This is a genomic window from Streptomyces sp. AHU1 (assembly GCF_045343905.1).
Classification (GTDB): domain Bacteria; phylum Actinomycetota; class Actinomycetes; order Streptomycetales; family Streptomycetaceae; genus Streptomyces; species Streptomyces triticiradicis.
Genome location: NZ_CP174283.1, coordinates 6,673,465 through 6,687,739, shown reverse-complemented (window position 1 = coordinate 6,687,739; position 14,275 = coordinate 6,673,465). Strand labels below are relative to the sequence as shown.

General features: G+C 74.5%; 10 protein-coding genes. 7 read left to right on the top strand and 3 right to left on the bottom strand.

Features of this window, described 5'->3' with window-relative positions; genetic code table 11:
- The first annotated feature begins 3 nt into the window (after positions 1-3).
- From ACICHK_RS29770 to ACICHK_RS29740, 7 genes are read left to right on the top strand one after another with little or no spacing between them, the layout of a single operon-like run.
- Positions 4-1,029, top strand: coding sequence for an NAD-dependent epimerase/dehydratase family protein (locus ACICHK_RS29770; RefSeq protein ID WP_406839258.1), 1,026 nt, complete (start codon positions 4-6; stop codon positions 1,027-1,029).
- Between the two features lie 32 nt (positions 1,030-1,061).
- Positions 1,062-2,315 carry a DUF4910 domain-containing protein gene (locus ACICHK_RS29765; protein WP_406841349.1) on the top strand — a complete coding sequence of 418 codons (1,254 nt, stop codon included), beginning with the start codon at positions 1,062-1,064 and terminating at the stop codon, positions 2,313-2,315.
- 5 nt (positions 2,316-2,320) lie between these two features.
- Positions 2,321-3,610, top strand: coding sequence for a hypothetical protein (locus ACICHK_RS29760; protein WP_406839257.1), 1,290 nt, complete (start codon positions 2,321-2,323; stop codon positions 3,608-3,610).
- On the top strand, positions 3,607-4,554 hold the full coding sequence (locus tag ACICHK_RS29755) for a glycosyltransferase family A protein (protein ID WP_151468694.1): 948 nt from the start codon (positions 3,607-3,609) through the stop codon (positions 4,552-4,554). The genes ACICHK_RS29760 and ACICHK_RS29755 overlap by 4 nt, the downstream gene beginning before the upstream one ends.
- Positions 4,551-5,783, top strand: a complete 1,233-nt coding sequence (locus ACICHK_RS29750; RefSeq protein WP_406839256.1) for a polysaccharide pyruvyl transferase family protein — start codon at positions 4,551-4,553, stop codon at positions 5,781-5,783. Before ACICHK_RS29755 ends, ACICHK_RS29750 begins: the two co-directional genes overlap by 4 nt.
- Positions 5,780-6,331, top strand: coding sequence for a dTDP-4-dehydrorhamnose 3,5-epimerase (rfbC, locus tag ACICHK_RS29745; RefSeq protein WP_151468696.1), 552 nt, complete (start codon positions 5,780-5,782; stop codon positions 6,329-6,331). Before ACICHK_RS29750 ends, rfbC begins: the two co-directional genes overlap by 4 nt.
- A gap of 7 nt (positions 6,332-6,338) precedes the next feature.
- Positions 6,339-7,664, top strand: a complete 1,326-nt coding sequence (locus tag ACICHK_RS29740) for a glutamate-1-semialdehyde 2,1-aminomutase (protein ID WP_406839255.1) — start codon at positions 6,339-6,341, stop codon at positions 7,662-7,664.
- A 7-nt stretch (positions 7,665-7,671) separates the two neighbouring features.
- Here the strand turns inward: ACICHK_RS29740 and ACICHK_RS29735 are convergent, their stop codons facing one another.
- The 3 genes from ACICHK_RS29735 to ACICHK_RS29725 all read right to left on the bottom strand — a co-directional run bounded on the left by ACICHK_RS29735 (position 7,672) and on the right by ACICHK_RS29725 (position 14,270).
- Positions 7,672-8,343 carry a phosphatase PAP2 family protein gene (locus ACICHK_RS29735; RefSeq protein WP_406841348.1) on the bottom strand — a complete coding sequence of 224 codons (672 nt, stop codon included), beginning with the start codon at positions 8,341-8,343 and terminating at the stop codon, positions 7,672-7,674.
- A gap of 387 nt (positions 8,344-8,730) precedes the next feature.
- Positions 8,731-10,035 (bottom strand): TIGR02679 family protein, encoded by a 1,305-nt coding sequence (locus ACICHK_RS29730; RefSeq protein ID WP_406839254.1) that lies wholly within the window; start codon positions 10,033-10,035, stop codon positions 8,731-8,733.
- Complete coding sequence (locus tag ACICHK_RS29725) at positions 10,026-14,270, bottom strand: TIGR02680 family protein (protein ID WP_406839253.1); 4,245 nt, start codon at positions 14,268-14,270, stop codon at positions 10,026-10,028. The genes ACICHK_RS29730 and ACICHK_RS29725 overlap by 10 nt, the downstream gene beginning before the upstream one ends.
- Between the last annotated feature and the right edge of the window lie 5 nt (positions 14,271-14,275).

Genomic DNA, 14,275 nt, shown 5'->3' with positions numbered 1-14,275 from the left:
ACCTTGCGCGTACTGCTGACCGGGCACCAGGGCTACCTGGGCACCGTCATGGCCCCGGTCCTCACGGCCGCCGGACACGAGGTCGTCGGACTGGACTCCGGCCTGTTCGCCGACTGCGTGCTCGGCCCGACGCCCGCAGACCCGCCGGGGACGAAGGTCGACCTGCGTGACGTCACGGCCGAGCACGTGGCCGGGGTGGACGCCGTGATCCACCTGGCCGCGCTGTCCAACGACCCGCTGGGGTCGCTGGCGCCGGAACTCACCTACGACATCAACCACCACGCGTCCGTGAAGCTGGCGAAGCTCGCCCGCGAGGCCGGGGTGCGGCGCTTCCTGTACGCGTCGACGTGCTCGGTCTACGGCGCCGCGGGCGGCGACGAACTCGTGGCCGAGGACGCGCCGTTGCGGCCGGTGACGCCGTACGCGGAGTCCAAGGTGCGGGTGGAGGACGACCTGCACGAGCTGGCCGACGGCGACTTCAGCCCGGTGTACATGCGCAACGCCACCGCCTTCGGCTTCTCGCCGCGACTGCGCGCCGACATCGTGCTGAACAACCTGGTGGGGCACGCCCTGCTGTCCGGCGAGGTGCTCGTCCTGTCCGACGGCACCCCCTGGCGCCCGCTGGTGCACGCCGCCGACATCGCGCGGGCCTTCACGGCCGCGCTGGACGCGCCGCGCGAGGCGGTGCACGACCGGGCGTTCAACATCGGCAGCGAGTTCAACAACGTCACCGTCGCCGAGATCGCCGAGCAGGTCGCCGAGGCGGTGTCCGGCGCGAAGGTGGTGATCACCGGGGAGAACGGTGCCGATCCGCGGTCCTACCGGGTGGACTTCTCCCGGTTCCGCACGGCGATCCCCGGCTTCGACTGCGAGTGGACCGTCAAGCGCGGCGCGCTCGAACTCGCCGACGCCTACCGCGAGCACGGTCTGACCCGGGAGAACTTCGAGCGGCGCTTCACCCGGCTCGCCGTGCTGCGCGCCGCCTCCGACGCCGGCACCGTCGACGACACCCTGCGGTGGCGCCGGTGACCACGGGCGCAAAAAGAGGTGCCGGCGAGGAGATGCACGAACTGGTGCGGCGGATGTACCCGCTGTGCCGGAGCATCACCGGCGACGGGGTGCGCGCCACCCTGGACATCGTCGGCGAGTACGTCCCGCTCACGGTGCACGAGGTGCCGACCGGCACCCAGGTGCTCGACTGGACGGTGCCCCAGGAGTGGAACATCAGGGACGCCTACGTGGCCGACGGCACGGGCAGGCGGGTCGTCGACTTCGCCGCGTCCAGCCTGCACGTGCTCGGCTACAGCGTGCCGGTGTCGGCGACCATGCCGCTGTCCGAGCTGCGCGGACACCTGCACACCCTGCCGGACCACCCGTCCTGGGTGCCGTACCGCACCAGTTACTACAAGCCGGAGTGGGGGTTCTGCCTGGCCCAGGAGACCCTGGACGCGATGCCGGACGGCGAGTACGAGGTGCGCATCGACTCCACGCTCGCCGACGGCCACCTCACCTACGCCGAGCACGTGGTCCCGGGGCAGGTCGCCGATGAGGTGATCGTCTCCTGCCACGTCTGTCACCCGTCGCTGGCCAACGACAACCTGGCCGGCGTCGCGGTGGCGGTCCACCTGGCACGGGCGCTGGCGGAGCAGAACCCGTACTACACCTACCGGTTCGTCTTCGCGCCCGGCACCATCGGGGCGATCACCTGGCTCGCCCGCAACACGGAGCGGATCGACCGGGTCAAGCACGGGCTGGTGCTGGCCTGCGCGGGCGACTCGGGCAGCCTGACGTACAAGCAGAGCAGGCGCGGTGACGCGGAGATCGACCGGGTGCTGCGGCACGTACTGACCGCCTCCGAACGCCCGCACGAGATCAGGGAGTTCACCCCGTACGGCTACGACGAGCGGCAGTACTGCTCCCCCGGGTTCGATCTCGGCGTGGGCTCGCTCAGCCGGACCCCGTACGCGGGCTACCCCGAGTACCACACCTCGGCGGACGACCCGGACTTCGTCTCCCCGGAGGCGATGGAGGACACCCTCGCCGTCTGCCGCGAGGCGTTCGCCGTCCTGGACCGCAACCGGCGGTACGTCAACCTCAGCCCCTACGGCGAACCGCAGTTGGGCCGGCGCGGACTGTACGACTCGCTCGGCGGCCGCAGCGACGCGAAGCAGGCGCAGATGGCCATGCTGTGGGTGCTCAGCCTCGCCGACGGCGGGCACACGCTGCTGGACGTCGCCGAGCGCTCCGGGCTGCCGTTCGACACCGTCGCCGCCGCGGCCGACGCCCTGCGCGACGCCGAACTGATCAAGGCGTGACGCCGATGACCACCGAGGGGGAGAAGACGAGGGCACCGGCCGGGTCCGCCAAGCGGGCCCTCGTCGGCCGGCTGTCCTGGGGGCTGGCCGACCAGGCGGCCTCCAGCGTGAGCAACTTCGCGGTGGGCATCTACGTGGCCCGCTCGCTGGGGGTGACCGCGTTCGGCGTGTTCAGCCTCGCCTGGGTGACGTACGGCGTGGTGCTCAACGTCTCCCGCGGGCTGGCCACCGATCCGCTCACGGTGCGCTTCAGCGGCCCGCCCGGCGCGGCCTGGCGCGGGGCGGTGGCCCGCTCGACGGGTACCGCGCTCGGTGTCGGCGCCGTCCTCGGCGTGGTCTCCCTGGCCGCCGGCCTCGGCCTCGGCGGCCGCGTGGGGCCCGCGTTCGCCGCCCTCGGTGTCATGCTGCCGGGACTGCTGCTCCAGGACGCTTGGAGGTACTCGTTCTTCGCCGCGGGCACCGGGCGGAAGGCGTTCCTCAACGACGTCGCCTGGGGTGTCGCGCTGGTCCCGGCCATGGTGGTGGCCGCCCGCGTCGGCACCGTGGCCGCCTTCGTGCTCGCCTGGGGCGCGTCCGCCACGGTGGCGGCGGGGTACGGCTGCGTGCAGTCCGGCATCCGGCCCCGGATGACCGAGGCGCGCGGGTGGCTGCGCGAGCAGCGCGACCTCGGTTACCGGTACCTGGTCGAGAACGTCAGCCTCAGCGGCGCGAGCCAATTGCGGGCGTACGGGGTCGGCGTGATCGTCGGGGTGGGCGCGGTGGGGGCCGTGCGGGGCGCCGAGCTCCTCATGGGCCCCTTCCTCGCCGTACTGATGGGGCTCTCGCTCGTCACCGTCCCGGAGGCGGCACGGGTACTGCGGGAGGCCCCGCACCGACTGGGCAGATTCTGCCTGCTCCTCGGCGGGGGGCAGGCCGTCGGCGCGCTGCTCTGGGGCGCGGCGCTGCTGCTGATACCCGGCGGGCTCGGCGAGACGGTGCTCGGCGACGTCTGGCACTCCGCCTCCCCGCTCATCGTGGCGATCAGCCTCGGCGTCGCCGGCGCGGGCCTCGGCACCGGCGCGGCGGCCGGGCTGCGCGCGCTCGGCGCGGCCCGGCGCAGCCTGCGCTGCCAGTTGTTCGCCTCGGCCTGCTACGTCGGCGGCGGGCTCGGCGGCGCGGCCGCCGGCGGCGCGGTCGGCTCGGCCTGGGGCGTCGCCGCCGCGACCGTCAGCGGCTCGGCCGTGTGGTGGCTGCAACTGCGCTCCGCCCTGCGCGAGCACGCTCAAGAACCGATCCGCGAAGTGAGGACGTCATGACCGCGCAACCCAGGCTGAGCATCGGCCTGCCCGTGTACAACGGCGAGGAGTACCTGGCCGAGTCGCTCGACGCCCTGCTCGGCCAGACCTACGAGGACTTCGAGCTGGTCGTCTCCGACAACGCCTCGACCGACGGGACCGAGGACATCTGCCGCCGGTACGCGGCGAAGGACTCGCGCATCCGGTACCTGCGGCTGTCCCGGAACATCGGCGCCACGCCGAACCACAACCACGTGCTCGCCGAGTCCCGCGGCGAACTGTTCAAGTGGGCCTCGCACGACGACCTGTACGGCCGGGACCTGCTGCGCGTCTGCGTGGAGGCGCTGGACGAGCGGCCGGAGCTGATCCTCGCGCACACCGGCCAGGCGGTCATCGACGGCGACGGCAAGGTGAAGGTCCCCTACGAGTACACGCTCGCCACCGACTCGCCGCACGCCCCGGAGCGCTTCCGCAGCCTGCTGTTCGAGCCGGGCGGCGACGACTTCTACGGGGTGATGCGGACCGACATGCTGCGCCGGGTGAAGCCGATGGACAGCTACCACCACGCGGACCGCACGTACGTCGCCGAGATCACCCTGCACGGCCCCTTCCACCAGGTGCCGGAGCTGCTGTACTTCCGCCGCGACCACCCCACCCGCGCCGAGCGGGCCAACCCGTCCAAGCGCGCCCGGTGCGTCAACCTGGACCCGCGCCGGGCGGGCCCGCTGCACCCGACGCCCCGGCTGCTCGCCGAGTACGTCTGGGGCTTCGCGTCGGCGATCCGGCGGGCGCCGCTGTCCGCGGCCGACCGGCGCGCCTGCTTCCGGCACCTGGCCGCGTGGATGACCAGCCGGGTCCGGCCGGGCGCCGGCGAGCGGGTCGAGGACCGCGCCCCGGTCGACCCCGACCGGCTCGACGTCTCCGTCGACGCCCTGGTCGCGGGCCGCGAGGGGAGGCGGACATGACGCCCGCGAAGGGGACCCCGGCGCGGGTCGGGGTGTTCGGGCTGCTCGGCTCCGGCAACCTCGGCAACGACGGATCGCTCGAGGCCGTGCTCGGATACCTGCGGGACCGGCACCCGGAGGCGGCCGTGGACGCGCTGTGCGGCGGACCCGAGGCCGTGACGGCCCGGTACGGGATCCCCGCGACACGGCTGCACTGGTACCGCGGGGAGTACCGGACCGCGTCGCGCGCGGGCGCGGTCGCGGGGAAGGGCCTGGGCAAACTCGTCGACGTCTTCCGCACCGCCGGCTGGGTGCGCCGGCACGACGTGGTGATCGTCCCGGGCATGGGCGTCCTGGAGGCCACGCTGCCGCTGCGGCCGTGGGGCTTCCCGTACGCGCTGTTCCTGCTCTGCGCGGCCGGCCGGCTGTCCGGCGCCAAGGTCGCGCTGGTCGGTGTCGGCGCCGCCCCGATCGGCAACCGGGCCACCCGGACGCTGGTGCGCTGGTCGGCGCGGCTGGCCGCGTACCGGTCGTACCGGGACGCCCCGTCCCGCGACGCGATGCGGGCGATGGGCGTGGACACCACGCGCGACGAGGTCCACCCGGACCTCGCGTTCTCCCTGCCGGCGCCGCCCGCGGGCGCGCCCTCGGACCCGCCGGGCCCGGTCGTCGTCGGTGTCATGGCCTTCCACGGCAGCGACGACGACCGCGCCCGGGCCGAGGAGATCCACCGGCGCTACCTCGACGGCACGACCCGGTTCGTCCGGACCCTGGTCGAGGAGGGCAGGCCGGTCCGGCTGATCACCGGTGACGACGTCGACGCGACGGTGGTCTCCGCGATCCTCGACGCGGTGGACTCACCGCTGGTCACCGTCGCCGAACCGGCCTCGCTGGCCGACGTGATGAAGGAGACGGCGGCCGCCGACAGTGTGGTGGCGACCCGGTACCACAACCTGATCTGCGCGCTGAAGGCCGGCACGCCGACGCTCGCGCTCAGCTACGCCGCGAAGAGCGACGCGCTCATGGCGCAAATGGGGCTGGGCGCCTACTGCCACCCGGCCCGCGAGGTCGACGCCGACCGGCTGCTCCGACAGTTCCGGGAGCTGGAGGAGCGGTCGGCGGAGCTGCGGCTGACCCTCGCCGAGCGCAATCAGGACGCCGTCCGGCAACTGGACGACCAGTTCGACAAGTTGACCGCGGCCCTGTTCCCGGCGACCGACCGCACCCACGCACCCCGGGAGACCCCATGAGAGCGACCGAAGTCCCGACGATCGCCGGCGCGTACCTGTTCGAGCCGACGCCGTACGCCGACGAGCGCGGCTTCTTCTGCCGCACCTTCGACGCCGACGTGGTCCGCTCGGTGGGCCTCGACCCGGACGCCTTCATCCAGGACAGCGTGTCCCGTTCGGTCCGGGGCGTGCTGCGCGGGCTGCACCTGCGGTCCGGCGCGGGTGAGGCCAAGCTCGTGCGGTGCTCGTACGGAAAGATCTTCGACGTCGTCGTCGACCTGCGGGCGGACTCGCCGACGTACCGCAACGTGGCCTCCTTCGAGCTGTCCGGCGACACGCAGGTGACCCTGTACATCCCCGCGGGGTGCGCGCACGGCTTCCAGGCGCTGACCGAGACCGCCGACACCTCGTACCGGATCGACCGCCCGCACGATCCGGCCGAGGACGTGACGATCGCCTTCGACGACCCGGAACTCGCCGTTCCCTGGCCGCTGCCGGTCACATCGATGTCCCCACGGGACCGGGAGGCACCGAGCCTCGCCGAGGTCCTGAAGCACAGAGAAAGTTGAGGTACCCGTGGACACCGAAGAGCTCCACCTGCCCCTGTCGCGCACCGCCAACGAGCGGCTGCACGCGTTGATCCCCGGGGGTGCGCACACCTACGCCAAGGGCGACGACCAGTACCCCGAGGACCTGGCCCCGGTCATCAGCCACGGCAACGGTGCCCACGTGTGGGACGTCGACGGCAACCGCTACGTCGAGTACGGATCCGGCCTGCGGTCGGTCAGCCTCGGCCACGCCCACCCGCGCGTGGTCGAGGCGGTGCGGCGCGAACTCGACCGCGGCAGCAACTTCGTCCGGCCCTCCATCGTGGAGGTGGAGGCCGCGGAACGCTTCCTGGCCACGGTGCCGACCGCCGAGATGGTCAAGTTCGCGAAGAACGGCTCCGACGCCACCACCGCCGCGGTGCGCCTGGCCCGCGCCGCCACCGGGCGCCCGCGGGTGGCCCTCTGCGCCGACCACCCGTTCTTCTCCGTCGACGACTGGTTCATCGGCACCACACCGATGTCCGCGGGCATTCCGGCGGAGACCAACGACCTCACCGTGACGTTCCCCTACGGGGACCTGGCCGCCACGGAGGAACTGCTCACCCGGTACCAGGACGAGATCGCCTGTCTGATCCTCGAACCCGCCACCCACACCGAGCCGCCGCCCGGGTACCTCGCCGGTCTGCGCGAGCTGGCCGACCGGCACGGCTGCGTCCTGGTCTTCGACGAGATGATCACCGGACTGCGCTGGTCCGAGGCGGGCGCCCAGGGCCTGTACGGCGTCGTCCCCGACCTCTCCACCTTCGGCAAGGCGCTGGGCAACGGGTTCGCCGTCTCCGCGCTGGCCGGGCGCCGGGAGCTGATGGAGCTGGGCGGGCTGCGCCACTCCGGCGACCGGGTGTTCCTGCTGTCCACCACGCACGGTGCGGAGACGCACTCGCTGGCGGCCGCGATGGCCGTGCTCACCACCTATACGGAGGAGGGCATCACCGCGCGGCTGCACGCCCTCGGCGAGCGGCTCGCCGCCGGTGTCCGCGCGGCCGCGGCCGACGCGGGCGTCGGCGACCACGTCGTCGTCCGGGGCCGGGCCAGCAACCTGGTCTTCGCCACCCTCGACGAGAACGGGCAGCCGTCGCAGGAGTACCGCACCCTGTTCCTGCGCCGACTCCTCGCGGGCGGGGTGCTGGCCCCGTCGTTCGTGGTGAGCAGCGCGCTCGACGAGGCCGACATCGATCACACCGTCGACGTGGTGGCCCAGGCGTGCGCGGAGTACCGCAAGGCGCTCGACGCCGCCGATCCCACCCCCTGGCTCGTCGGACGGCCGGTGAAGCCCGTGTTCCGCCGCCTGGTGTGACGGGACGTCAGCGACGCTCCCGCCGACCGGCGTCGGCCGCGCGACCGCGTGGCCGACGCCGGTCGGCCACGCGGTCCGCCGCCCGGTCGACCAGCCACGCGGTCGCCGGGACCACCGCCAGCGCGGTGCACCAGCCGCCGAGGACGTCGGTCGGGTAGTGCGCGCCCAGGGCGACCTCGGCCCAGCCCATGGCGGCACCGGCGGCCAGCGCCGCGACGAGCACGAGCGAGGTGCCGGCCGGCCCGCCGAGGCCGGGCCGGCCCGCCGCGGCCAGCGCCACCGCGAGGGCGAGCGTGGTGGCGAAGGCGGTGTGCCCGCTCGGATAGGACAGGTTGTCGCCGTGGATGGTGCGTCCCACCAGGGACTTGAGCAGCGTCGCCGTCCCCACGGCCAGGCCGGCGCCGGCGACGACGAGCACGGCCGTACGGGGACGCCGGAGCAGCAGGCAGCCCGTCACGACGGCCGTGACCAGCGCCGCCGATCCCACGGGCTCCCCCAGGAAGTCCAGGGCCAGAGCGACGTGCCGCCACGACGGTCCCACGCCGTACACCGCCGTCACGATCCGCGCGTCCGCCCCGCCGGGCTCGCTGTCACCGGCGTACAGGACCCCGAGCGCGACGACCACCAGCGCGGCGAGGACCGCGATCGTCCCGAGCCCTCCGCGCAGCGCCGGGGGCAGCGCGGTGGGCGCCGGCCGGCCCGTCGGACGCCCACCGCGCCCGGTCGGCCCGCGGTTCTCCGCCGTGACCGGCGGATCGTGTCCCACGACGCCGGCCGGCGTGGTCCTCGACTTCTGCGCTTGCCAACTCCCCACCGAAGAGCCCCCCGTCGTTTCCGACCCGGCTCGTACGGGGAGCCGTCAGCCCCTGCGGTCCCCGAACTCGCCGGCCCGTTCGTCGCCCTGGTCAAGGGCACCGGAATCAGTCTCCGCCCGCCACCCTAACCAACAACGCGGTCACGACAGGCCGCCGCCGGGAAGTCCGCGAACCCCTTTTCCGTGACGGAGGGGCAGGGCGCGGACGCGCGGAGCGTCGGACGAGCGTCACGGCCGACGGCCCGTCCCTCCTCACCGACCGCCGGCCGAGAAGCCCTCGGCGCCGCCCCGAGCGGCCTTGTGAGCCGCGGTCCGCAGATCCGAGAGCAGGGCGTCGAGGACCGACTCCTCCTCGACACGCACGCCGTGCTCGGTCATCGCGGTGGCCAGGCGCGAATCCCACGGTGTCGCGGCGGCCGTACCCGTCAGATGCTGCGGCTCGCTCACCCCGGTCACGGCCGCCCGGTAGTCGGTGGCCCCGTACCGCCAGGGGCGCCACGGGGCCACCCGTCCGAGCGCGGTGGCGATGCGCACCCCGCCCCAGTCGAAGTCCGCGTGGTGGTGAAGTACCGCTCCGCGCGCGGACAGGCCGCGCAGCAGGGTGAGCGCGGCCGCCGAAGGCTGACCCTGGAGGCACACCATGGGCGGGCACGCCGGACCGAGGTCGTCCGCCGCGGCGGACAGGACGGCCGGGTTCTCGCACACGTGGACGTCTCCCGTCGCCGTCGTGATCCCGTTCGCGGTCCGGCGGGTGAGGGAACGCAGTGTCAGGACCGCGGGCTCGCCCTCGTCGGCCGTCCAGTCGAGGGCCGGTGTGCCGCGCAGGTTGAGGGTGAGGACGGTGGACGACACGTCGTCCATGAGCAGTCCGGCCGAAGCCCAGGCCCCGCGTCGCCACCCGGCCCCGGCACCGTCGGGGAAGCCGGTGAGCGCGCGGATCCCCGACAGTACGAGCGTGGCGAGCGGGGTCCCCTCGTCCAGGGCGTGGGCGCCGCTCAGACGCAGTGCCGCGAACGCCGCCCGCGACACCGGGGGATCGGCCGGCAGTGCCCGCAGCGCCCGTGCGGCGGCGGAGACGAGGGGGCCGGCGGTGTCGGGGGTGCGGGCGAGCCGCCGTACGAGACCGTCCTCGCGGATCCGCCTGGACCAGTCGGCCAGTTCGGCGTTCACCGTGTCGAGCGGGGCCAGTGCCTCCTCCCACGCCTCGGCGAGTCTGTCCCGCGTCTCCGCGCGCAGTGCGACGGGCCCGGTGAGGGCGACCACGGCGGTCTCCAGGCCCTCGGGGCTGACGCCGGAGCGGCGCAGGACCTCGTCCACCGTGTCGAGGCGTACGGTCAGGGACCGGCCGGCGCTCGGAGGACGTCCCAGCAGCCGCTCGGCGGCCCGGCGCTGGAGGTCGTCGGGGCGCGCCAGGGTGACCGTCCCGGTGAGCGGCCGCCCGGCCGCCATCCGCTGCCGGACGCGTTCCAGGAACCAGGTCAGTCCCGGGTCCCCGAGCAGCCGTCCGAGCCGCTCACCGTCGACCTTCGCCCCGGCCGGCGGGAGGTTCACGTCCACGGGGCCCCCGGTGCCGCCGTGACGCCGGGGGCGTCGAGTGCGCCGGCTTCCCGGGCGGGACCCGGTGCGGGGACAGCGGCGGACGCGGACGCAGCCGCACCGGCGGAATTCCGGCCGGAAGCCTGGGCCTGGGCAGGAACCGATGCCGGATCCACAGCGGTTCCGGGTTCGGGACCGCGTCGCCGTTCGCCGCCGTCCCACTCCCACCGGGTCACCAGGACGGCGTCGATGTCGTCGACCCGGGACAGCTGGGCGATGGCGATGCCGGGCACCTGCGGGTAGCAGGCCCACTCGCGCTCGCTGGTCATGACGACGTCGAGGTCGAAGGCGTGCAGCAGGCCCAGGCACTTGGCGCGGGAGTCGTCGTCGACGCCGGCGAACGCCTCGTCGAGGGTGACGAGGCGCGGGGCGTGGGCGCCGCCCGCACTGGCGTAGTGGGAGGAGGCGGCGGCGAACAGGGGGACGGACGCGGCGAGGACGCGTTCGCCGCCGGAGGCGGGCCCGGTGGCCGGTACCCACTTGCCGTGCTGGTGGCGTTCGACGCCGAACTCGTGCCAGGCGCGGTAGTCGAGGGCCGCGGTGAGATCCTCCTGCCAGCTGCCGGTACGGTCGTCGGCCTGTCGGCGGGCGATCTGCTCCTGGAGGAAGGCGCCGACGGCGGCCCGGTCCTCGGGTGACCAGGCGTCGGCGGACTGGCGCAGCCGGTCCCGGGCCTGTGCCAGCCCCTGCGGGGCCCGGCGGGAGGCACGCCAGACCAGGCGCAGCTTCATGCCCGTGGAGGTCGGGCGTTCCTCCAGCTCCTTGTTCATGGCTCGCACCTGTCGTTCGGCCGCGCCGATCAGTTCCTGGAGGGTGCCGGCGACCTCGGTGATCAGGTGGGTCTGGAGGATCTCGCGTTCGTGCGCGGACAGGATGCGGGTCAGTTCGGCGACCTCGGTGGCGAGGGCCTCGGCGAGTTCGGGTACGGCGCGTTCGCGGCCCTGGTAGACGATGTCCACGCGCATGCCGTCCTCGCCCGGGCGGGCCGTGGCTGTGTGGCCGTGTCGGGACAACGCGTCCTGGAGCCGACCGAGTTCCTCGCTGAGATGTTTCTGGATGCGTTCCCAGGCCGCGTCGGAGTCGTCGGTCGTGGCGAGGCGGGACTCGACGGCACGGGCGAGGGTCACGGCGGGGGTGGCCGCCCACGGTCCGCCGTCCTCGTCCGGCACGGGCAGGCCGGGGAGGGCCACGGCGAGCAGTCCGGTCGCCGTGAACCGCTGGAGCGCGGCGACGGCCCGTTCGCGTGCGGCGGTGGCGTCTGTGACGTCCTCGGTGAGCCGCTCGATGCGCCCCTCGGCGTGACCGGCCCGCCGGTCCGCTGCCTGGACGTCCTCCTGGGCGCGCCGCTGTTCGCGCTCGCAGGCACGTGCGGCTTCTCCGGTCTCCTCCAGCCTCCGCTGGAGTTCGGCGACGGCCGCTCCGACGGTGGAGCGGAGGGTGTGCAAGTGCTCGTCTGCGGCGGCGGCGAGGCGGGCCGCCTCCGTGGCGCGTCCGGCGAGTTCGGCTGCGAGCCGCTCTGCACGGCCGGTCTCGGCCCGTTCCGCGCCGACCGCCTGCTCGGCGTCCGCGCGCTCACGCGACGCGGGCCAGAGCGCGGCGAGGTGGACGGCGTGGTCGGCGAGCGCCTGCCGTACGGCGGCCAAACCGTCCCGGCCGACGGGGAGGTTCAGGTCGGCTGCCGTTTCGCCGAGTTCGTTCGCCGTACGGTCGGCCTCGGCCGTCGCGCGGACCAGCTCGGCGGCCCGCTCCTGCTGCCGGGTACGGGCCCGGTGAACGGCTTCGGCCACCGCTCCGAGCCGGGCGTGGGCGCTGCGCAGACCGTCCTCGCCGGGTACGGCGGCGAGTTCGGCGTCGAGTACGTCGCGCCGCTCGGACACCGCCCCGCGCTCTTCGGCGAGACGCTCTCGTTCGGCCTCCAGGGCCGTCCGTTCGAGGCGCAGTTCGGCGATCCGGTTGCGCCGGTCCCGCTCCCTGGCACTCTCCCCCACGTACTGGGCTCTGTCCTTGGCCCAGCCGCCGGTGAGCGCGCCGACCCGGAAGCGGCCGTCGGTGGAGACCCAGGTGCGGCTGTCACCGTCCTTGTCCGCGTCCACCAGTGCGATGGCGGCCAGCAGGCGCTGGACGGTGTGTTCGCCGACGGCCGCGGCCCCCGCGTCGGCCTGGTCGACGGCCGGGCACAGGGCGCGGTCGAGTCCGCTTCCGGTGGGCAGGTCCAGCGGGTGGAGGAGGATGTCGTGGCTGTCCGCCCGCACTGCCGAGCCGTCCGGCAGCACCCAGGCGTCGAGGAGCCCCGAGGCCTCCAACGCGGCTTCCAGGCCCGCCTGTTCCGCCTCCGTCACGTAGGGGTGGAAGTCGACGAGACGCCACAGCGGGGCGCCGAGGACGCGGGTGCGGATGCCTGGGGTGCGGGTGTGGGGGGCGGTGGGGCCGAGCTGCCCGCCGGTTTCGAGGGCGGCCAGTTCCTCGGCCCCGCGTCGCAGACGCTCGGCCGTCGCCGTCTCCGACTGGGCCAACGCGGCGGCCCGGTCGGCCAGTCCGGCGCCGAGTACGCGATGGGCCGCGGTGGCGGCGAGTCGGGCCGGGTGGGGCCCGTCCAGGCCGCCCGTCCAGCCCTGCACGGCGTCGAGCACCCCCGGCAGCCCGTCGACGCGCAGTTCCACGAACCCCGACAGCTTCTCCCGTACGGCCGCGACCAGGGCGTGCCCCGCCTCCGTGACCGCCTCCTCGGCCCCGGCCAGCAGCGCCGCGCCGTGCCCGGCCTCCTCGTCGGCCTCGTCGGCGCGCAGCCGGGCGGCCTTGCGGTCCTCCTCCGCGCGTCCGGCCGCCGTCACGAGGGTCTCCACGTGGTCCACGGCCCGCCGCCTGCTCGCCGCGTCCTCCTCGGCCGCGCGGCGCAGGGCAGGAACGGGGGCTCCGGAGGTCCGGGGTACGTCGATGCGCGCCGCCGCCGCGCTGTCGGCGAGCCGGCCCGCGATGTCGTCCAGGACTTCCCCGGCGGCGGTCAGCCTGTTCGTGGCGGTGGCGAGCCGGCCGAGGGCCCGGGTGTGCGCTTCGGCGGCCTTCTGCCGGTCCGCCTCGGAGCGGACGGCGTCCCCGGCCGTGCGGGAGGCGTCGGCCGCCGCCCGGTCGAGGGCGCGGGCGTCACGCATCTCGGGCCCGGACCGCAGGGCCGCGTCCTGGGCGCCGAGCCGCGCCGCCCGCTCGGCGAGCGCCGCCGAGCGGTCCTGCGCCTCCGCCCGGTCGGTCACGGCCTGGTCATGATCGGCCTGCGCCCTTGCGAGTTCCCGCTGGAGGTGTTCGTAGCGGGCGTGTTCGGCGCGGGGCAGGCGGGCCCGGCGGCGGGCGGCGATGCGGGCGTAGCGCCGGTAGTGGTCGAGGAACGCCGATGACGCCTGCTCGGCCTCGCGGGCCGCCCGCAGTTCCTCCTTCTCCTCGTCCAGCGACCGGAACGCCTCCGCCGCGTCGGCGATGACCGCCTGGTCCATCGGCGGCAGCGCCTCCGTCAGCGCCCGCGACAGGGCGGCCTCGTTGGGCCGCTTGGACAGCTGGGGCTGGCGCAGCTGGACGAGGAGGTCGACGAGCGCGCCGTAGCGCCGCTCCCCCAGCCCGAACAGGGCCTCGTCGACCGCGCGGCGGTACGCCTTGGCGGTGTCGTACACCATGCCGTGGCCGCCGATGGCCTCGGCGAGCCGGTCCCGGGACAGGGCGGTGCCGGTGGCGTCGAGCAGATCGAGTCCGGCGGCGATCCGCTGGGTGGTGACGGCGAACCAGTGGCGGGCGATGCCGCGCCCTGCGACGGCCTTCAGGCCGCACAGCAGGGTGCGGAAGTGGGCCTCGCCGGTGGTCTCGTCGAGCCGTCCGAACTCGATCCAGGTGTAGCCGAGCCGTTCCGGGTGGGGGTGTTCGCCGCCCAGGAGCAGGTTCCACTCCATGCGTTTGCCGGGGTCGCCGTCGGGCTCGACGCGGCGCGCGGAGAGGTCGCCGTCGAGCAGGAACGGCAGGGTGAGGGCGAGCACCTTCGACTTGCCGGTGCCGTTGTTGCCGCGCAGCAGCAGCCGGCCGTCGCGGAACCAGAACTCCTCGACGTCGTAGTGGAACAGGTCGACGAGCCCGATCCGCAGGGGCCGCCACCGGCCGGGCGCGGCGGCGGGCAGGAAGAGGTCCCAGGACGTGGTCCGTACGGTCGGCGCGGTCACTGCGC

What these genes read in the sequence shown, in the direction of transcription:
- ACICHK_RS29765 (WP_406841349.1), top strand. Translation starts at nt 1,062, where the DNA reads ATGCACGAACTGGTGCGGCGGATGTACCCGCTGTGCCGGAGCATCACC.
- ACICHK_RS29760 (WP_406839257.1), top strand. Translation starts at nt 2,321, where the DNA reads ATGACCACCGAGGGGGAGAAGACGAGGGCACCGGCCGGGTCCGCCAAG.
- ACICHK_RS29755 (WP_151468694.1), top strand. Translation starts at nt 3,607, where the DNA reads ATGACCGCGCAACCCAGGCTGAGCATCGGCCTGCCCGTGTACAACGGC.
- ACICHK_RS29750 (WP_406839256.1), top strand. Translation starts at nt 4,551, where the DNA reads ATGACGCCCGCGAAGGGGACCCCGGCGCGGGTCGGGGTGTTCGGGCTG.
- rfbC (WP_151468696.1), top strand. Translation starts at nt 5,780, where the DNA reads ATGAGAGCGACCGAAGTCCCGACGATCGCCGGCGCGTACCTGTTCGAG.